We start from the raw sequence: 17,897 nt of genomic DNA, 5'->3' as shown, positions 1-17,897 counted from the left end.
CGCCAGCGGTGTGGTGTAACCAAAACAAAACGGCCCGCCATCAGGCGGGCCGTTGCACAGCAGGTCGGGCTGAAATCAGTCCTGGCGGCTGGTGACTTCCAGCAGGTGGTAGCCGAACTGGGTCTTCACCGGGCCTTGCACGACGTTGATCGGTGCGCTGAATACCACGGTGTCGAATTCCTTGACCATCTGGCCAGGACCGAACGAACCCAGGTCGCCGCCCTGACGGCTGGACGGGCAAGTGGAGTTGGCCTTGGCCACTTCGGCGAAATCAGCGCCACCTTCGATCTGGGCCTTGAGTTCGTTGCACTTGGCTTCGCTGGAAACCAGGATGTGGCGGGCAGTGGCTTTAGCCATGGGGAAACTCTCCAATCAAATCAGTAAAGGGGGGAGCCTACCGGATTCAGTGGCCGATTTCTCGCCAAAGTTCCATTCGCTCGTCTGATACCGGCCCCTAGAGATTAGCTGCTTGCAGGCGCAGGGCGTGTTCGATGTAGAGCTCGACGGGATCGTTTTCTGTGGTGCGCTGGCCGATGCCCCGACGCAGGCTGCGCAAATGGTCGAGCGGATAATCGGAGCGGATCACGGTGCCGAGGTGAGAGCTGAAACGGCCGACAAAACCGTCGTTCTGTGCGGGTTCTGTAATGAAATATTCCGACAGGGCCAGGCAGATGCCTTGCACCGGGTCGAGGGACTGCACGGTCAATTCCGGCACAACGCCACTCCACGAATAATAGCGAACGCCATCGACCCGCTCGGCACCCTGGCCACCCCAGGTATCGGGAAGGCCCTGCGGATATTTGTCATTGAATTTGCCAACGCCCTCTGTCGTCAGCGCGTTGAGTGCAGCCAGCGCATTGCGAGGCAGTTGTTCTTGCCCGCTGACCAATGACAGAAAGTCGGCAAACAGCGTGGCAACGTTCTGGGCAACGGCCTCCGGCAGTCGTCCGGGGATCAACGCCTTGCGCAGGAAGTCTGCCAGCTCCGAGCCGTGGTTGGGGCCGCTGACCGAAGTCACGGACGCGACCTTGTTTGGGGCAAGCGCTGCAGCATATCGAGCAGACAGTGCACCCTGGCTGTGCCCGATCAGGTTGACTTTGGTGGCACCTGTGCCTCTTAGCACACATTCGATTTGCGATAACAGTTGCTCGCCTCGCATTTCGTTGTCATGGACGGCCGACAAGTGCGGCACGAATACCTGTACTCCGGCGGCCTTGAGTGCCTGTTTGACGTCATGGAACAGTTCGAAAGGGCCGATGCGCTCGAATCCGAACAGACCATGCACCAGCAGAACGGGATAAAGAGTCGTTGCATTTCGTTGCATTTTTCGTCCTTGATCGCAGAGATTCATCGAAGTTGTCTGCGTGCCACTCTAAAACAGTCGCTGCGCTTGCGATGCCTGAAGAATCCTCCTAATGCGTTGGAATCTGGATCAGTGTGTGTATGAAATTTCACTTTTGAATGAGGTCCCGTTCTGAATATTTGGAGGGTTCTCGCCTTATCAAGCGTGTTTTTCCTTTTTTTGCCTACTCGCTTCAGTGCAGTTAACCCTGTCCCGCCGGGTGTGGGGCTGACATCGGGTGATCGATGAAGCGCGTTAAATAGAGGCTCTTTCACGCTGCTCTTCGGCGGCGTGTCACTTCCAGGGAATGGAGCAGCTAATGAACATGACGGATGCACAGGCAACAGCTTCGCGGGAGCGAGCCAATGGGATGGATGCTGAAAGAGTCGGGGCGTTCGAGCATTGTCATGCACGCGAGCAGTCTTTATCACTGCCCGTACCCTCAATCGATTCGTTGGAGGGTGCTGTCCTTGATCCCTCACTGAGCCGGGTTGTCGTGCGGATTGCTCCCTATCCGGGTATGGCATGCGGGGACCGGATCGTGTTGAGCTGGCGTGGCCACGATATCGAAGGTCTGCCTTATCACCATGAAATACCGCGATTTATCAGCGAAGCCCAACTGGGAAGGGCGATCGTTCTGGTCGTCCGGGGCGCACACGTGGCAGCGCTGGACGGAGGTTCGCTGGAGATGTTCTGGACATTGACCAGTGCCGCGCGGCCGGAACCAGTGATTTCCTTGCGCAGGCAACTGGATGTCGGAGACGTTCGGTGCAGCCTGCTGCCAGCCACTCTCGAGGATGCCGTTGGGGGCAGCCTCGACCCCGCACGTGTGATCGATGGGACATCGGTCACGCTTCAGCCTTATGCGGGTATGAGTGCTGGCGACCGGGTGCGGTTGATCTGGGAGGGGGCCGTGCAGGGAGCATCACTTCGAGACACGCTGATCGTCGAGTCCTTTGCTGTCGGTCGGCCTCTGGTGCTGGGGATCGCGCCCGAATTCATCACGCCGCATCTCGGCGGGGAGGTGGTGGTCCGATACTGTGTCGAACAGCAGAGCGGCGCGATTCGAGAATCAGGTGAGACTCGAATCAGCATCGCTCCTCTTGAAAGAGGTGTATTGGCGGCGCCCCAAGTACTCGAAGCCGATGACGGAGTGCTCAACGTGGAGGATGCAATCGACGGCGTGAGTGTGCTGATCAGCGATGCGCGGGTGGAAGAGGGTGAGCTGGTTTATCTCAAATGCGACGGCGAGTCATTCTTTCACCGCGATGATCGCGAAATAATCAACGGAATGGCGATGCAGCCGTTGGTTTTCATCGTGCCGTATCGATTCTGGCGCGAACATGTGGACACCCTTGTGCAAGTGTCCTATTCGGTCGAGAGGCTTGATGATGTGAGTCAAATGTCCGGTGTGAAACTGCTGCGAGTAAAGGGTTGATGTGTGGACATTGAGCATCGGCTGGCCCTCCGGGTGAATGACACACCGGAGGGCGGCTTGGCTGTCAGGACTGTTGTCGAATGCGTTGCGCGGCATCCAGCAACAAGCGTTCTGTTGCATCGAACCCGAGGCAGCCATCGGTCACCGAAACGCCATAACGAAGCGACTCGCTCAGGGGCTGGCATCCCTCGAACAGGTGCGACTCGAGCATCATGCCGATCAACGAGCGGTTACCTTGCAGTCGCTGCTCCAGCACATCGTTGAACACGCCCGGCTGGCGGAGCGGGTCCTTGCCACTGTTGGCATGGCTGCAATCGACCATGATCCGGCTCGGAATTTTCAGGCGGTTCAACTCGGTATTGATGACGGCAACGCTTTCGCGGTCGTAGTTCGGCCCTTGGTGACCTCCACGCAGCACCAGGTGGGTGTCCGGGTTGCCCGGGGTCTGGATGATCGCCGGGTGGCCCTGGCTGTCTACGCCGAAATGGCGATGGGCATGGGCTGCCGAACGCATTGCGTCAACGGCGACGGTCACACCGCCATCGGTGCCGTTCTTGAAGCCGACCGGCATGCTCAGTCCGCTGGCCATTTCCCGGTGGATCTGTGACTCGGTTGTGCGGGCGCCAATGGCGACCCAGCTCAGCAAGTCATCGAAGTACCCGGCAGCCATGGGCTGCAGCAGTTCGGTGGCAATCGGGAGCCCGAGGCGGATCATTTCCAGCATCAGTTCGCGCGACAGCGTGAGGCCGGCAGCCATATCGTCGCTACCATTCAGATGAGGGTCATAGGCAAGGCCTTTCCAGCCGACGGTGGTGCGAGGTTTTTCGACGTAGGCACGCATCACCAGCAGCATGTCATCACGGACTTCTTCGGCCAGGCGCGAAAGTTTGCTGGCGTATTCAAGCGCGGACTCGGGGTCGTGAATCGAGCAGGGGCCGACGATCACCAGCAAACGCGGGTCATGGCCATCGAGAATCGCGCGAACCGCCTGGCGGTGGGCGACGACTTGCTGGTTCAGCGCACTGCTCAGGGGCAATTGCTGTTTGAGTTGCAGCGAACTCGGCAGACGCAGGGTCAATGCTTCGTTGGCAGGGTTAAGGGTGGACAGTGGCAGAGCAGAAACGGACGAGTTCATATTCGGTCTTCCTGGGCGGACGGCGGGTGCTTCCCGCTCACTCGGCCCTACTGGGGTGTTCGACAATTGGCCGGATTGGCTACGTGTGTTGGCTTGCCACCTGTGGGTGACCGATCGGAGGCGGCAGGCTGTCCCGAGCGGAGGCTGGTAAATCGCCAGGCGGTAAAACTGTCGTAACGGTAATAAGTGGCGTAGTTCATTGGTTGAATCCTCAAAGTGTCTGGTGTGTTGCTGAAAAAATTAGGGCCTGAAAAAACAAAACCCCCGGTCGGGAGGCCGACCGGGGGTTGAGAAATCTCTGGTAGGCGACCCGTTCAAATGGGCGCCGGTTGGGTATCAGGCGCGCCAGTGGCTAAACCAATACCCAAAATAAAAGCTTGCAGGAGCAGCGCAGACGCCATTCGCCCGGGCAGCCGCAACCGAACGCGAGGCGCTGGCAGTACGAAGCTGTGAAAGGGCGTTGAACATGAACTGTCTCCAAAGAATGCGCCGAGCTTACTAGAGGCTGCTGCGCGTCAGCAATCAGAAAATGCTATTGAACGCGTAAGAGGGCCTCTATGGGTTGAGCGCCTGCAAAGGTGTGACACACTCTGCTTTCTCAACTTGCGCTCAAGGAAGGTGCATGAACTTGACTAAGATCGAGGCAGGAATGAGTCTTGAGTTGCGCCAGGCAACGTCCGCCGACCTGTCGTTTGTACGAGAGCTGACTTGCCGAAACATGCTCCGCTACTACATTCACTATGACTTGCTGTGGCAGGACGAGGCGTTTGATGTCGCTTGGGCTGGCCGCGAAAGCTGGTTGATCCTTCGTGATGGCGAATTGACGGGGTATTTCAGTCTGAGTCGAGATGCGCGGGCTGTGTACATCCGAGAATTGCAGATCGTCGAAAGCGCTCAAGGCCAGGGCGCGGGATCCTGGGCGATCGATCAGGTTGTTGCGATGGCTCGGCGTGAGAGCCGCCCGGCCTTGCGCCTGACAGTTTTCAAAAATAATCCGGCGCAAAACCTGTATCGAAGAAAAGGAATGATTGTGCAGGGCGAGGACGAGTGTTTCCTGCGAATGCAGCTCGATTTCAGTACACCTGTGCTCTGAAACCCACGGCTGGCAAGCTCTCGATGAAAAGTTGAAACTTTTTATATGTTGCTTGCCGCTAGGTCTGCCCGGCACTTTTTGCTAAGGTGTCCGGCATCCCAATAAGACCATATCGCGAGGTGTCTGCTTGATTAGGGTGCTAGTGGTCGATGACCATGATCTCGTTCGTACAGGCATTACACGGATGCTGGCCGATATCGATGGCCTGCAGGTGGTAGGCCAGGCCGAGTCCGGGGAAGAATCCCTCATCAAGGCTCGTGAGTTGAAGCCCGACGTGGTGCTGATGGACGTCAAGATGCCAGGCATCGGCGGTCTCGAAGCCACGCGCAAACTGTTGCGAAGTCATCCCGACATCAAAGTGGTCGCGGTCACTGTGTGCGAGGAAGATCCGTTTCCCACACGGTTGTTGCAGGCCGGTGCGGCGGGGTATCTGACCAAGGGCGCCGGATTGCCGGAAATGGTTCAGGCCATTCGCCTGGTATTTGCCGGCCAGCGCTACATCAGCCCGCAAATTGCCCAGCAACTGGCAATCAAATCCTTTCAGCCGACCAACGATTCACCGTTCGATGCGTTGTCTGAACGGGAAATCCAGATTGCGCTGATGATTGTCGGCTGTCAGAAGGTTCAGATCATTTCCGACAAATTGTGCCTTTCGCCGAAAACCGTTAACACCTACCGCTACCGCATTTTCGAGAAGCTCTCGATCAGCAGCGATGTCGAACTGACGCTGTTGGCGGTTCGACACGGCATGGTTGATGCCAGCCTCTGACCATGACTGAAGCATTCGATTCGGGCGCCTTTCTTTCGACCGTCAGTGGGCGCCCCGGCGTGTACCGCATGTTCGACAGCGATGCGCGTCTGCTGTACGTCGGCAAGGCGAAGAACCTCAAGAAACGTCTGGCCAGTTACTTTCGCAAGACAGGCCTGGCGCCGAAAACCGCGGCACTGGTCGGGCGTATCGCCCAGGTCGAAACCACCATCACGTCCAACGAGACAGAGGCGTTGCTGCTTGAGCAAACCCTGATCAAGGAGTGGCGGCCGCCGTACAACATCCTGCTGCGCGACGATAAATCCTATCCCTATGTCTTTTTGTCTGACGGGCAATTCCCGCGCCTGAGCATTCATCGCGGGGCTAAAAAGGCCAAGGGCAAGTATTTCGGTCCCTATCCGAGTGCCGGGGCGATTCGCGAAAGTCTCAGTCTTCTGCAGAAAACGTTCTTCGTGCGTCAGTGCGAGGACAGCTACTACAAGAACCGGACCCGGCCGTGCCTGCAATATCAGATCAAGCGTTGCAAGGCGCCTTGTGTCGGATTGGTCGAGCCTGAGGTTTACGCCGAGGACGTGCGTCACTCGGTGATGTTCCTCGAAGGGCGCAGTCATGCGTTGACCAATGAGCTGTCGACGGCGATGGAAGAGGCAGCAATCAACCTCGAATTCGAACGCGCCGCCGAACTGCGCGACCAGATTGCCTTGCTGCGTCGGGTGCAGGATCAACAGAGCATGGAGGGCGGTACCGGCGACATCGATGTGATCGCTGCGTTCGTCAATCCGGGCGGTGCCTGTGTCCACCTGATCAGCGTGCGGGGAGGGCGGGTGCTTGGCAGCAAGAACTTCTTCCCACAAGTCGGGATTGAAGAAGAAGTGGCCGAGGTCATGGCCGCTTTCCTCGGGCAATACTTCATCAGCAGCCCGGAGCGCGACTTGCCGAGCGAGCTGATCGTCAACGTTGTGCACGAAGACTTCCCTGCGCTGATCGAGGCCATTCAGGCGCTGCGCGGACGTGAGCTGACTATCAGCCATCGGGTACGCGGTACACGGGCGCGCTGGCAGCAACTGGCTGTGACCAATGCCGAACAGGCGCTGGGCGCCCGGCTGGCCAACCGTCAGCACGTTGCTGCGCGTTTCGAGGCATTGGCAGAAGTGTTGAACCTCGATGAGCCGCCGCAACGGCTGGAGTGCTATGACATCAGCCACTCCAGCGGTGAAGCCACGGTGGCTTCCTGCGTAGTGTTCGGCCCGGAAGGGGCGATCAAGTCGGATTACCGTCGCTACAACATCGAAGGCGTGACCGCCGGCGACGATTATGCCGCCATGCATCAGGCCCTGACCCGACGCTTCAGCAAGTTGAAGGAGGGCGAGGGCAAATTGCCGGACATCCTGTTGGTGGACGGCGGCAAGGGGCAGCTGTCGATGGCGCGTGATGTGCTCAACGAGCTGGCTGTCCCGGATCTGATCTTGCTGGGGGTCGCCAAGGGTGCCACGCGAAAGGCGGGATTCGAGACTTTGTATCTGAATGATGCGGCGCACGAGTTCACCTTGCGGGGTGATTCGCCGGCGCTGCATCTGATCCAGCAGATTCGTGACGAAGCCCATCGCTTTGCAATCACTGGCCACCGCGCACGCCGCGGCAAGACCCGCCGCACGTCAACGCTGGAAGGCGTAGCAGGCGTCGGGCCAACCCGGCGTCGGGACCTGTTGAAACATTTTGGTGGATTGCAGGAGCTGTCTCGTGCAAGCATCGAAGAGATCGCCAAAGCACCGGGGATCAGCAAAAAGCTAGCAGAGTCGATTTATGCAAACCTGCATAGTGAGTAGAATGCCCATTCACCTCGTAGCCAGTTGTGCCGATGAATATCCCTAATCTGATTACCGTTCTCCGCGTCCTGCTCATCCCGATCTTCATTCTGTTGTTCTATCTGCCTTACCAATGGAGCTATCTGGCCTCAAGTTCGGTATTCGCCTTTGCGGCGGCAACGGACTGGCTGGACGGCTATCTCGCGCGACGCCTGGAGCAGAGCACGCCGTTTGGTGCGTTTCTGGATCCTGTCGCTGACAAACTGATGGTTGCCGTTGCCCTGGTGCTACTGGTGCAAGAACACGGCAATCTTTGGCTCACACTTCCGGCGGCTGTCATCATCGGTCGCGAGATCGTAGTTTCGGCATTGCGTGAGTGGATGGCCGAGCTTGGTGCGCGGGCCCATGTGGCCGTGTCGAATCTGGGCAAGTGGAAAACTGCTGCACAGATGCTCGCGCTGGTGATCCTGCTGGCCAATCCAAAAGATTTCAGCTTTTGGGTTCTGGTCGGTTATGCGTTGCTGATGGTCTCTGCAGGCCTGACCCTGTGGTCGATGGTTCAATACCTCCGCGCTGCCTGGCCACATCTGAAGACCGATGTTGAAAAGAAATAAAACTTTTTTGAATCAAAGGGTTGACGGGGCATCTGGAATCTATAGAATGCGCCACACCAAGCGGGAATAGCTCAGTTGGTAGAGCACGACCTTGCCAAGGTCGGGGTCGCGAGTTCGAGTCTCGTTTCCCGCTCCAAGTTTGTACAACGTTTGTTGTTGCGCTACTGACAGCAAATGTTTTGAGGCCGAGTAGCAAAATGGTTATGCAGCGGATTGCAAATCCGCCTACGCCGGTTCGATTCCGACCTCGGCCTCCACTATAAACAAGCTCCGTAGATCCATGATTTACGGAGCTTTTTTATTTGCGTTGCACTGAAAGATTTAGTCTTTGAAACGGCAACTGCAAACTTGCTTCACCGGGAAGTGATGTATATATTTCCCCCTCTGCCGCCGACATGCAGTTCCTGTCAGGACTGTGAATCGTCATCAGAACCAAGCAACACCGCGCTACCGCCCGAATGGCGAAACTGGTAGACGCATGGGACTTAAAATCCCCCGCTCGTAAGGGCGTGCCGGTTCGATTCCGGCTTCGGGCACCATGAATATCAAGGGCTTGCGTGAGTTTACTCATGCAGGCCCTTATCATTTGCGCTCCGCAATTTCGGAGCCTGCTCCGCAACTCACTTGGTCGGGGTGACTTTCTTGCCGATCCTTTTCCGGGTTTCATTCTCCGTCGACACTTCGGTGGTGTGCCCGAGCTGCTCCTTGTTTTCCATAGCGCACAAGTATCGCGAAACGCGCACGGCTTTCTTTAACTCGGCCTAGCGTCGGGGTTTGTATTAAAGATTTCAGCTTTGCAGACGACATAGTGGTGTTAAGAACAATACGCCGGAGGAAAAAATGGGATTTTTCGACAAGGTCAAGGAGCTGGCTCTCAAAGCTAAATGCGGAGTCGGCATTCACGCCGGAGACTATGTCAAGGCTGTTAGTGGCCCGGCGTGTTTGCTGGAAAAAACATGCCCTGACTGTTTTGAGCATTTGACCAAACACAAGCATGAGTTTGGTGAGTTTACCTACAAGAACCATCATACCTGTACGATGATTCGCAACTGCGTACATTGCGACCACGAAGATTCAAAGGTGAAGCATGAAGATTTCGTCGAGATGGGCACGGATGATTTTTGCAAGGTGAAGGAAAAATGCATCAGATGCGGCTTCACTCAGGTGAAGAAGGAGGACCACTACATGACTGAGGTCTCCCGTAACGATACGCATAAAACGCTTTCGTGCATCCGGTGTAACAAGACCGAGACAAGGCAGTTAGAACGATACTGAGTTTGAAAACATCCAAAACCCGGCCACCGAGCCGGGCTTTTTATGCGCATGATTCTTGTCTGAACGCTGTTTTGAAAAGCCACCACCTTTTTCCCTTTCCTATCCCAGGTGTACTTTTCGGTCATTGCGAGCGAAGTGAGCTAGTGTTTCTTTCTGGCTCAACCGAACACAGGACAATGATGATGAAGCGACTGCTATTGAGCGTTTTGCTGATGTCTTCAGGCTTTGCTAAAGCCGGCATCCCGCTGTTGAACGCAACATGCCCGGGCAATATCGAGGTCCATGCCGACAAGGGCGGCCCGATCTATATCAACGGTAAAGAAGGGAAACTGAAGAAATTCAACGATAACGCCTTCGAAGCCAAAGGCAGTGGCGTGACCATCTCGCTGACGATCATGCCCGACGGCTCACCTGATGTTTCTTACACGGGCAAGAACAAAGCCAATGGGGTTTGTCAGGTGAAGGAAACAAAGTAATTCGGGTTGTTCCATTAATAAGCAATGATCAGCGGGGCGTTGAGCAAACAAAAAAAATGGGCCGATTTAATCGGCCCATTTTTTTGCTCAGACAAAAGTTTGCCCAGTAAACCCTCTAGGCAAGCGCTGAAGTCCGGCCATCGCGGTCAACCGCTCGATCCACTCCGAACGCCAGTCGGACGCGGAGTGTGCAGCCCTGGAGTGGCGAGCCGCGCGCCGCGCCGCATTGCGCTGGTCTTTGCGCGCATCCTTGTATGCGTCGGTATTGCGGCAGCTGCGGCACTTCACACGATTGAGTTCGCTGCTGGCGGAGAGGTTGTTGCCCTTGTGCCCGCAGGCCAGGTGCCCGTCGACTTTGAAATGAATGACCATAAGACGTCTCCTCGGTGACGTGTAAAGGTATTGACCTCTCACGACCAAGGACGTTCTTTATTCGCGCACCGTGAATCGATGGCCTACCTGAAGCGTGGCAACGGCCGGTCGATCGGTTTGAGCGATGACAGGGTGCTGCGAATCAGCGGGGTATCCTTTTCGATATCGTTCAGCCGGTCGCGGATGCGCAGGGCGGTGGGGTGCCCGCCTTGATGGTCGACCCAGTCGGCGATCTCTTTGCAGGCCGCGGCGAGGCGTGCTTCGCGGGCATCGAGCAAGGTGAGGAGAGTGGTGATGGACTCTCTTTCGGACATGGAACACCTCCGTTCATTAATCCGCTCGGTGGCAGCAAAAAGCCCGCGAAGGGCGAGCTTTCTGCCGTTGGGGCGCTGCTCCTTCAGCTGGTTTGAGTATAGACCCGTAAATGACAGCTATCAGCCCGACGACTCGGGGGCGGTCACTCGCGAGCTGGCGGCGTTGAGCCGATGACATTCCTTGCGGGCGTCTTCTTCCCGATCGTAGCCATCGCCGATGAAACCGCCGGTTCGCGTGTCGCAGATGCGATACCAGCCCAGGGCTTCTGCGGGCTCATGGAGAGTCTCTCCGGCGCGCCGGCCGTGGATGACGATCTTGTTGCAGCGCTTCACGACGAATATGTCTTCCATGGCGTCACCGCGGCTGATTCGTACCAGATCAACTATAGAAGCCCTGAGCAATCGTGCAAAAAATAGCCAAGTCAGTTCGTCGGGTGCAGTTGCCAGCCTAATGGGTGCCAGCGCAGATGGTGAGTCGGATTCAACGCCTCGAGGAAGTCCTGATCGTGGGAAACGGCGACAATGGCACCCGGAAATGACTGCAACGCCCGTTCGAACGCTTCCACCGACGGCAGATCCAGATGGTTGGTCGGCTCATCCAGCAGCAACAGCTGCGCAGGATCCGTTCGCCACAAGGCCAGCGCCAGTGCGGCTTTCAGGCGCTCGCCACCGCTCAACGAAACGCAGGGAGCCGTGGCGCGGCTTGCATCCAGCTGCAAGTGTGCGAGATAGCTGCGCAGGGTGCCCTCGGTCAGTGCAGTTCCTTGCATCATCAGCTGTTCGGTGATGGAACGCTGATCGTCCAGTTGCGCCAGTTGCTGATCCAGGAATGCGAATGGCACGTGAGTCGTGGCGGTTCCATCGACGGGTGTCAGTTCCCCGGCGAGCGCTTTCAACAGGGTTGATTTGCCACAGCCGTTGGGACCGCTGACAGCGATGCGCATCGGGCCGTGGATCGTAAGGCTCAGTGCGCCGTTTGACAGCCAGGGCAGCCGAGCGTCAACCAGCGAGCAGATCTGGCGGTTGTTCGGCACCGCGCTCCCGGGCAGGTTGATCAGCACGCTGTCCTCGGGTTGCACCTTGGCGTAAGCCTCGCGCACCTGGGCATCGAGCTCTGACTTGCGGGCCTGATGACCCTGACGTACATGCCCCATGATCTCTCGCGCGGCGCCCTTGATCGCCACGTATTCGAAACTGGCAATGTTGGCGGTTTCGGCGTTGCGCCGCGAGTTGGCGGCGTGGCGCTGTATCGTGTCGTGTTCGCGCCGTAGCCGAATCCGCTCTCGCTGGCGTTCGCTTCTGGCGTGGTCGAGGCGTGCCTGCGCCGCGGCTTGATGGATCCGCTGATGCTCGCGGAATGCCGAGTAATTGCCACCGAATTCGATAGCCCCCGACGCGCTCAACTCGACAATCCGCAGCATCCGGTCGAGCAGCTGCCGATCATGGCTGACGACGATCAAACCAGTGTGCCAGCGTTCCAGTAAGTTCATCAGCCATTGTCGTCCTGGTGCATCCAGATGGTTGGTCGGCTCATCGAGAACCAGCAGCGGAGCCTGACTCAAAAACGCGCCAATCAGTGCGATGCGCGCTTGCTGGCCACCACTGAGGTTTCCGGTCTCGTCGGTGAAGGCGACTTCGGCCAGGCCGGCGTCATCGAGCAGGCGGCGCAGACGGTCCGCCAGATCCCATTGTTCGCCAATGAGATCGAAATCCTCGACTGATCCGCAGCCCCGGTTCATTCGGTCCAGAGCCTGAAGAATCGCGGCGCTGCCGGTGGACTCGGCGACCGTCTCGCCGGGTGCAGCGACAAAGCTCTGCGCCACGTAGGTTGTCGCCACGGCGCGCGTCACGCTGCCGCTGGTGGGTTGCCATTCTCCGGCGATCAGGCGCGCCAGTACGCTTTTGCCAACGCCATTGCGCCCGACGATGGCGGTCGGGGTGTGATCGAATTTCAGATTGAGTGCAGTGAAAATCGTCTCGCCATTGGCGAACTGAAAACCCAGTTGATTCAGGGAGACGAGAGCAGGCGTACGCGAGACGTGAGTCATCGGCACCTCCAGAAAATGTCGTGAACACTGACACGCGCCATGAATGGCGTGTCGCGATTACATTTTTGAAGGCTTAGTTGTTCACTTCTGCGGTCGTCCCGGGGAGGTAGGAGGGCGTAGCCTAGTCGAGACGGCCGAAGGCTTCAAGGCGTGCCTGCCTGCTCGACCATCCGCTCAAGGAATAGCGCCAATGCGACTTCTTCCTTGCGCAGGCCTTTGCGGATGCGCGGCTTCGGCAGCTCGGCCAAGGCGCCGAGCATGAAATGCTCGACCACCGCCGGGTGGATGTAGCACTTTCTACAGACCGCCGGCGTGTTGCCCAGTTGGCGGGCGACGCCCTTCACCATCTCGACCACATGCCGCTTGGCCTCGGTCTCGGATTCCCATTGCAGCTCCCGCAGAACCGCCAAAGCGAGGGCGCTGCCGGCCCAGGTTCGGTAGTCCTTGGCGGTGAAATCCGCGCCGGTCAGGGTTTGCAGGTAGGTGTTGACGTCAGAAGAGCTGACGGTATGCCGCTCGCCATTTTCATCCAGATACTGAAACAGGTTCTGCCCCGGAATTTCCAGGCAGCGCTTGATGATCCGCGCCAGTCGCCGGTCCTTCACCGTGATCTGATGTTCGATGCCGCTCTTGCCGCGAAACTGGAACAGGATCGCGCTGCCGTTGACCTCGACATGCCGGCTGCGCAGGGTGGTCAGGCCGTAGGAGCGATTGTCCCGCGCGTATTGCGTGTTGCCGACGCGGATCAGCGTGGCGTCGAGCAGCGTGATGACCGTCGCCATGACTTTGTCGCGGCTGAAGCCCGGCGAGGCCAGTAGCGCCTCCAGCTGTTTGCGCAGTTTGGGCAGCGCCAGACCGAACTCACGCAGACGCGAATACTTGTCCGCGTCGCGCACTTCGCGCCAGCGAGCGTGATAGCGATATTGCTTGCGCCCACGTGCGTCCCGGCCGGTGGCTTGCAGATGGCCGCGCGGGTCGGCGCAGATCCACACGTCGACGTAGGCCGGCGGAACAGCCAGTGCGTTGATGCGTTTGATCTCGTCAGGATCGGTGATGCGCTGGCCTGCGGGGTCGAAATAGGCGAATTTTCCGCGCAGTTTTTTTCGGGTGATACCGGGCTGTGTGTCATCGACGTAATGCAGATCCGAAGGCAACACTTCGGTGAGCGCAGTATCGGGCATGGCGGACTTCCTTCGCGTCAAATCAGGCTGTTAAAGCCATTGACCGCACGCCATGACGGTCGTGCCCGCGGATTTACGCCAACACCGCGACGGCCTTGATCTGGGCCCACAATGACTGGCCCGGATGCACGCCAAGCTGATCCCGCGAGTAGCGAGTGATGCGCGCCAGCAACGGTGTCCCGCCGGCATCGAGGCGAATGAGCACGTGCGCGGCGTTGTCGGCCGGTTGTTCGCTGACGACCGTGACCGGCAGGCGATTGAGGATGCTGCTGAACTCACTGTTTTGCAGGGTCAGGCTGATGTCTCGCGCGTGAACCTTGCAGCGCAGTTTCTGGCCCGTCGTCATCGGCGCGTGGGTCACGCGGATATTCAGTGACGAGTCCGGCAGTTGCAGGGCGAGCAATTGATAGTCGGCATCGTAGCCGCTGACCTGGCCTTCAATGATCACGCCGGCGTCGTTGTCCATGGCCAAGGGCAGGTCAAGCCGCGCCAGGGTTTCGCCAATCGGACCGCTGGCCAGCGCTTTGCCGTCGCTGAGCAGCACCAGATGATCGGCGAGCCTGGCCACTTCGTCCTGAGCGTGGCTGACATACAACACCGGGATTTCCAGTTCGTCGTGCAGGCGTTGCAGGTAGGGCAGGATTTCGCTTTTGCGCTGACTGTCGAGGGCCGCCAAAGGCTCGTCCATCAGCAGCAGTCTGGGGCTCGTCAACAGCGCGCGAGCGATGCCGACACGCTGGCGCTCACCGCCGGACAAGTGCTGCGGATGACGATCGAGCAAGTGGCCGATCCCTAGCAGTTCTGTGGCTTGGGTCATGTCGACCCGGCGCTGTGCCTTGGCAATGCGCTTGAGGCCGAATTGCAGATTGGCCAGCACCGACAGATGCGGAAACAGGCTGGCTTCCTGAAAGACATAGCCGAGCGCGCGTTTGTGCGGCGGCACGAAAATGCCTTTCTCGCTGTCCTGCCAGACCTCGTCATTGATGCGGATAAAGGCCTGTGGCGCGCGTTCGAGCCCGGCGATGCAGCGCAGGCATGTGGTCTTGCCCGAGCCGGACTGACCGAACAGCGCCGTCACACCGCGACCGGGCATCTGCAGATCGACATCGAGGCTGAAGCCCGACCAAGCCAGTTTCAGACGTGCATCAATCATCGATCAGCTCCAGCCCGCGCGGGTCTTGCGGCTGGAATACAGCGCCAGCAACACCAGAAACGAAAACACCAGCATCGCCCCGGCCAGCCAGTGCGCCTGCGCGTACTCCATGGCTTCGACGTGGTCGTAGATTTGTACGGAAACCACCCGGGTCTTGTCAGGAATATTCCCGCCGATCATCAGCACCACGCCGAATTCGCCGACGGTATGGGCGAAGCCGAGGATCGCTGCAGTGATGAAACCGGGACGCGCCAGGGGCAGAATCACGCTGAAAAAGGTGTCCCAAGGATTGGCGCGCAAGGTCGCGGCCACTTCCAGTGGGCGAGTGCCGAGCGCGGAGAAAGCGTTTTGCAACGGCTGCACCACGAACGGCATGGAATAGAGCACCGAGCCGATCACAAGGCCGGTGAAGCTGAACGTCAAGGTACCAAGCCCCAGCCACTGGGTGAAATGGCCAATGAAGCCATTGGGGCCGAGGGCCAGCAGCAGATAGAAACCGATGACCGTCGGTGGCAGCACCAACGGCAGCGCGACAATCGCGCCGATGGGGCCACGCAGCCAGGAACGGCTGCGCGACAACCACAGGGCAATCGGCGTGCCGACGACCAGCAGGATCGCGGTGGTCAGGGACGCCAGTTTCAGGGTCAGCCAGATCGCCGCGAAATCGGCACTCGTCAGCGCCATTTACAGCTGGTAACCGTAGGACTTGATGACCGCAGCGGCTTTCGGGCCTTTGAGGTAATCAACCAGCGCCTTGGCAGCGGCGTTGTCCTTGCCCTTGTTGAGGATCACTGCGTCTTGCTTGATCGGGTCGTGCATGCTCGCCGGAACGATCCACGCCGAACCGCTGCTGACCTTGCCGTCCTTGTAGATCTGCGACAGGGCGACGAAGCCCAGCTCGGCATTGCCGGTGGACACGAACTGATAGGCCTGGGTGATATTCTGGCCTTCGACGATCTTGGCCTTGGTGGCGTCGGTCAGTTTCAGTTTTTCCAGCACCTGAGTGGCAGCCAGACCGTAAGGGGCGGCTTTCGGGTTGGCGATGGACAGGTGTTGGTACTCGTTTTTCTTCAGGACGTCGCCTTTGGCATCGACGTAGCCTTCCTTGGCCGACCACAGCGCCAGGGTGCCGATGGCGTAGGTGAAGCGCGAACCCTTGACGGTGTCGCCTTCTTTTTCGAGTTTTTCAGGGGTGGTGTCGTCCGCCGAAAGGAATACTTCGAACGGCGCGCCGTTTTTGATCTGGGTGTAGAACTGGCCGGTGGCGCCGTACGCAGCGACCAGTTTGTGCCCGGTGTCTTTTTCGAAATCGGCGGCAATCGCCTGGATCGGCGCGGTGAAGTTGGCCGCAACAGCGACTTGCACTTCGTCGGCCTGCGCGGCGCCGATGGCGAATACCGCGAGCAGGGCAGGGGCAAAACGTGAGGCACGATTGATCATGTAACGGCTCCGTGGATGGCAAGTGCAGTGGGCAGTTGTTATTGGAAGGTAGACTGCGCCGATGCGAGGGAGTGAAACGCTATATAGAGAAATATATAGCGAAATGCCGCCAAACGGGAAGCACTGCTTTTAAACCGGGTGAGAGCGCCACGCTCCTCACCCGTTCGGGTTCATCATCGCGTCAGTTTCGCCAGTGCGCCTTCCGCCAGTTGCCGGGTCAGTTCGGCGGTGCCGAGGTCCTTACCAAGTGTGAAGGCCTGGCCGGCCCAAAGGTTACTGAATTCGGCTTCACCCTTCGTGCGCAACGGCATCAAGGCACCGCCGGCCAGCGGAAAGGCGGGGGCCTTGTCCGACATCGGGCCCAGCTCGCGCATCACCCGATTGAGAATCCCCCGCGCCGGGCGCCCGGTAAACAGATTGGTCACCGCTGTCTCGCTTTCCTTGGCGGTGCGCAAGGCCTTGTGGTGCGACGCACTGACTTTCGCTTCCGGGGTAAACAGATACGCCGTGCCGACCTGAACCGCCGAAGCTCCGAGCAGGAACGCTGCCGCCACGCCGCGCGCATCGGCAATCGCACCGGCAGCGATCACCGGCACACTCACCGCGTCGACCACTTGCGGCACTAGCGCAAACGTACCGACCTGACTGCTCAGGTCAGCGCTGAGGAACATCCCGCGATGGCCGCCGGCCTCGTAACCCATGGCGATGATCGCGTCGCAACCGTTCTGCTCCAGCCAGATCGCTTCGTCGACGGTGGTTGCCGACGAGATGATTTTCGCACCGGTGGCCTTGACCCGATCCAGCAGGGATTTTTCCGGCAGGCCGAAGTGGAAGCTCACCACTTCAGGGCGAAATTCTTCCAGCACTTCGCAGGCGGCCGCATCGAAGGGCGCGCGGTTGGACACCGGCGTCGGTGCATCGAAATCGACACCCAGTTCGCGATAGTAGGGTTCCAGCAGGTTTTTCCAGTCGCGGGCCTTTTGTTCATCGGCAGCCGGCGGTTGATGGCAGAAGAAGTTGACGTTGAATGGCTTGTTCGTGCCCTGGCGAATGGTCTTCAGCTCTTCGCGCAGTTGCTCGATGGTCAGCATCGCGGCCGGCATCGAACCCAGGCCACCGGCGTTGCACGCTGCGATGACCATGGATGAGTTGGTGGCACCGGCCATGGGGCCCTGGATGATCGGCAGTTCGATGCCGAACAGGTCAAGAATGCGGGTATCAGGCCATTGGCTCATGGAATAGCTTCTCCGACGACAAAACAGGGCAGGGACGGTAGCAGCCGGTTTTTTAACGCAAAGCCACCCCCATGACCAGCACAGATTTGTAGCTTGAACAGCCGGTGCTGGCTCGGTGTTCGGGCCCGATTGGCTAAAGGTCGAGTGGGGCAAAATGTTGCAGTGTGGTATTCCAATGCCTCGACATCCTGAATTCCACCCGTGAGA

19 protein-coding genes and 3 tRNA genes are annotated in these 17,897 nt (G+C 58.7%); 10 read left to right on the top strand and 12 right to left on the bottom strand.

What is annotated here, in order from left to right; genetic code table 11:
• Window positions 1–75: 75 nt before the first annotated feature.
• A complete protein-coding gene (locus EIY71_RS02090; protein ID WP_007952068.1) occupies window positions 76–357 on the bottom strand; it encodes a peptidylprolyl isomerase in 282 nt (93 codons plus the stop codon).
• 97 nt (window positions 358–454) lie between these two features.
• Window positions 455–1,324: a triacylglycerol lipase gene (locus EIY71_RS02085; RefSeq protein WP_134020329.1), complete on the bottom strand. Its 870-nt coding sequence runs from the start codon at window positions 1,322–1,324 to the stop codon at window positions 455–457.
• A 337-nt stretch (window positions 1,325–1,661) separates the two neighbouring features.
• Here EIY71_RS02085 and EIY71_RS02080 point away from each other — a divergent pair, with 337 nt between their 5' ends.
• Window positions 1,662–2,780: a hypothetical protein gene (locus EIY71_RS02080; protein WP_102718107.1), complete on the top strand. Its 1,119-nt coding sequence runs from the start codon at window positions 1,662–1,664 to the stop codon at window positions 2,778–2,780.
• Between the two features lie 64 nt (window positions 2,781–2,844).
• Here the strand turns inward: EIY71_RS02080 and EIY71_RS02075 are convergent, their stop codons facing one another.
• Window positions 2,845–3,915 carry a 3-deoxy-7-phosphoheptulonate synthase gene (locus EIY71_RS02075; RefSeq protein ID WP_085745520.1) on the bottom strand — a complete coding sequence of 357 codons (1,071 nt, stop codon included), beginning with the start codon at window positions 3,913–3,915 and terminating at the stop codon, window positions 2,845–2,847.
• A 649-nt stretch (window positions 3,916–4,564) separates the two neighbouring features.
• Here EIY71_RS02075 and EIY71_RS02070 point away from each other — a divergent pair.
• The 9 genes from EIY71_RS02070 (at window position 4,565) to EIY71_RS02025 (ending at window position 9,947) form a co-directional block, all read left to right on the top strand.
• Window positions 4,565–5,008, top strand: a complete 444-nt coding sequence (locus tag EIY71_RS02070) for an N-acetyltransferase (protein WP_134020326.1) — start codon at window positions 4,565–4,567, stop codon at window positions 5,006–5,008.
• Window positions 5,009–5,135: 127 nt separating this feature from the next.
• On the top strand, window positions 5,136–5,777 hold the full coding sequence (gene uvrY / locus EIY71_RS02065; RefSeq protein ID WP_032829778.1) for a UvrY/SirA/GacA family response regulator transcription factor: 642 nt from the start codon (window positions 5,136–5,138) through the stop codon (window positions 5,775–5,777).
• Window positions 5,778–5,779: 2 nt separating this feature from the next.
• A complete protein-coding gene (uvrC, locus tag EIY71_RS02060) occupies window positions 5,780–7,603 on the top strand; it encodes an excinuclease ABC subunit UvrC (RefSeq protein ID WP_085745521.1) in 1,824 nt (607 codons plus the stop codon).
• Between the two features lie 32 nt (window positions 7,604–7,635).
• Window positions 7,636–8,196, top strand: coding sequence for a CDP-diacylglycerol--glycerol-3-phosphate 3-phosphatidyltransferase (pgsA, locus tag EIY71_RS02055; protein ID WP_085745522.1), 561 nt, complete (start codon window positions 7,636–7,638; stop codon window positions 8,194–8,196).
• Between the two features lie 60 nt (window positions 8,197–8,256).
• Window positions 8,257–8,332: transfer RNA gene (locus EIY71_RS02050), tRNA-Gly, on the top strand.
• Window positions 8,333–8,379: 47 nt separating this feature from the next.
• Window positions 8,380–8,453 (top strand) — tRNA-Cys (locus tag EIY71_RS02045).
• 195 nt (window positions 8,454–8,648) lie between these two features.
• Window positions 8,649–8,735 (top strand) — tRNA-Leu (locus EIY71_RS02040).
• A 301-nt stretch (window positions 8,736–9,036) separates the two neighbouring features.
• Complete coding sequence (locus tag EIY71_RS02030) at window positions 9,037–9,471, top strand: hypothetical protein (protein ID WP_007958899.1); 435 nt, start codon at window positions 9,037–9,039, stop codon at window positions 9,469–9,471.
• Between the two features lie 182 nt (window positions 9,472–9,653).
• A complete protein-coding gene (locus EIY71_RS02025; protein ID WP_134020267.1) occupies window positions 9,654–9,947 on the top strand; it encodes a hypothetical protein in 294 nt (97 codons plus the stop codon).
• Window positions 9,948–10,034: 87 nt separating this feature from the next.
• Here the strand turns inward: EIY71_RS02025 and EIY71_RS02020 are convergent, their stop codons facing one another.
• From EIY71_RS02020 to EIY71_RS01980, 9 genes are all read right to left on the bottom strand, one after another.
• Window positions 10,035–10,319: a hypothetical protein gene (locus EIY71_RS02020; protein WP_134020264.1), complete on the bottom strand. Its 285-nt coding sequence runs from the start codon at window positions 10,317–10,319 to the stop codon at window positions 10,035–10,037.
• Window positions 10,320–10,402: 83 nt separating this feature from the next.
• A complete protein-coding gene (locus EIY71_RS02015) occupies window positions 10,403–10,633 on the bottom strand; it encodes a hypothetical protein (protein ID WP_007958902.1) in 231 nt (76 codons plus the stop codon).
• 120 nt (window positions 10,634–10,753) lie between these two features.
• Window positions 10,754–10,984, bottom strand: coding sequence for a hypothetical protein (locus EIY71_RS02010; RefSeq protein ID WP_007958903.1), 231 nt, complete (start codon window positions 10,982–10,984; stop codon window positions 10,754–10,756).
• Between the two features lie 71 nt (window positions 10,985–11,055).
• Window positions 11,056–12,681 (bottom strand): ABC-F family ATP-binding cassette domain-containing protein, encoded by a 1,626-nt coding sequence (locus EIY71_RS02005; protein WP_085745526.1) that lies wholly within the window; start codon window positions 12,679–12,681, stop codon window positions 11,056–11,058.
• A 143-nt stretch (window positions 12,682–12,824) separates the two neighbouring features.
• A complete protein-coding gene (locus EIY71_RS02000) occupies window positions 12,825–13,862 on the bottom strand; it encodes a DNA topoisomerase IB (protein WP_085745527.1) in 1,038 nt (345 codons plus the stop codon).
• A 73-nt stretch (window positions 13,863–13,935) separates the two neighbouring features.
• Window positions 13,936–15,015, bottom strand: coding sequence for a molybdenum ABC transporter ATP-binding protein (modC, locus tag EIY71_RS01995; protein ID WP_134020261.1), 1,080 nt, complete (start codon window positions 15,013–15,015; stop codon window positions 13,936–13,938).
• Window positions 15,016–15,018: 3 nt separating this feature from the next.
• Window positions 15,019–15,699: a molybdate ABC transporter permease subunit gene (gene modB / locus EIY71_RS01990; RefSeq protein WP_134020258.1), complete on the bottom strand. Its 681-nt coding sequence runs from the start codon at window positions 15,697–15,699 to the stop codon at window positions 15,019–15,021.
• Complete coding sequence (modA, locus tag EIY71_RS01985) at window positions 15,700–16,455, bottom strand: molybdate ABC transporter substrate-binding protein (RefSeq protein ID WP_127798291.1); 756 nt, start codon at window positions 16,453–16,455, stop codon at window positions 15,700–15,702. It lies immediately after the preceding gene.
• A gap of 173 nt (window positions 16,456–16,628) precedes the next feature.
• Window positions 16,629–17,690: a nitronate monooxygenase family protein gene (locus EIY71_RS01980; RefSeq protein ID WP_134020255.1), complete on the bottom strand. Its 1,062-nt coding sequence runs from the start codon at window positions 17,688–17,690 to the stop codon at window positions 16,629–16,631.
• Window positions 17,691–17,897: the final 207 nt, after the last annotated feature.

This window comes from Pseudomonas sp. CH235, assembly GCF_004368175.1.
GTDB classification, from domain to species: domain Bacteria; phylum Pseudomonadota; class Gammaproteobacteria; order Pseudomonadales; family Pseudomonadaceae; genus Aquipseudomonas; species Aquipseudomonas paraglycinae.
The sequence above is the reverse complement of the archived record's forward strand: the minus strand, read 5'-3'. Positions and strand labels throughout refer to the sequence as shown.

Excerpts from the sequence above, each read along its gene's own strand:
- EIY71_RS02090 (WP_007952068.1), bottom strand. The coding sequence starts at position 357 with ATGGCTAAAGCCACTGCCCGCCACATCCTGGTTTCCAGCGAAGCCAAG.
- EIY71_RS02085 (WP_134020329.1), bottom strand. The coding sequence starts at position 1,324 with ATGCAACGAAATGCAACGACTCTTTATCCCGTTCTGCTGGTGCATGGT.
- EIY71_RS02080 (WP_102718107.1), top strand. The coding sequence starts at position 1,662 with ATGAACATGACGGATGCACAGGCAACAGCTTCGCGGGAGCGAGCCAAT.
- EIY71_RS02075 (WP_085745520.1), bottom strand. The coding sequence starts at position 3,915 with ATGAACTCGTCCGTTTCTGCTCTGCCACTGTCCACCCTTAACCCTGCC.
- EIY71_RS02070 (WP_134020326.1), top strand. The coding sequence starts at position 4,565 with ATGAGTCTTGAGTTGCGCCAGGCAACGTCCGCCGACCTGTCGTTTGTA.
- uvrC (WP_085745521.1), top strand. The coding sequence starts at position 5,780 with ATGACTGAAGCATTCGATTCGGGCGCCTTTCTTTCGACCGTCAGTGGG.
- pgsA (WP_085745522.1), top strand. The coding sequence starts at position 7,636 with ATGAATATCCCTAATCTGATTACCGTTCTCCGCGTCCTGCTCATCCCG.
- EIY71_RS02030 (WP_007958899.1), top strand. The coding sequence starts at position 9,037 with ATGGGATTTTTCGACAAGGTCAAGGAGCTGGCTCTCAAAGCTAAATGC.
- EIY71_RS02025 (WP_134020267.1), top strand. The coding sequence starts at position 9,654 with ATGAAGCGACTGCTATTGAGCGTTTTGCTGATGTCTTCAGGCTTTGCT.
- EIY71_RS02020 (WP_134020264.1), bottom strand. The coding sequence starts at position 10,319 with ATGGTCATTCATTTCAAAGTCGACGGGCACCTGGCCTGCGGGCACAAG.
- EIY71_RS02015 (WP_007958902.1), bottom strand. The coding sequence starts at position 10,633 with ATGTCCGAAAGAGAGTCCATCACCACTCTCCTCACCTTGCTCGATGCC.
- EIY71_RS02010 (WP_007958903.1), bottom strand. The coding sequence starts at position 10,984 with ATGGAAGACATATTCGTCGTGAAGCGCTGCAACAAGATCGTCATCCAC.
- EIY71_RS02005 (WP_085745526.1), bottom strand. The coding sequence starts at position 12,681 with ATGACTCACGTCTCGCGTACGCCTGCTCTCGTCTCCCTGAATCAACTG.
- EIY71_RS02000 (WP_085745527.1), bottom strand. The coding sequence starts at position 13,862 with ATGCCCGATACTGCGCTCACCGAAGTGTTGCCTTCGGATCTGCATTAC.
- modC (WP_134020261.1), bottom strand. The coding sequence starts at position 15,015 with ATGATTGATGCACGTCTGAAACTGGCTTGGTCGGGCTTCAGCCTCGAT.
- modB (WP_134020258.1), bottom strand. The coding sequence starts at position 15,699 with ATGGCGCTGACGAGTGCCGATTTCGCGGCGATCTGGCTGACCCTGAAA.
- modA (WP_127798291.1), bottom strand. The coding sequence starts at position 16,455 with ATGATCAATCGTGCCTCACGTTTTGCCCCTGCCCTGCTCGCGGTATTC.
- EIY71_RS01980 (WP_134020255.1), bottom strand. The coding sequence starts at position 17,690 with ATGAGCCAATGGCCTGATACCCGCATTCTTGACCTGTTCGGCATCGAA.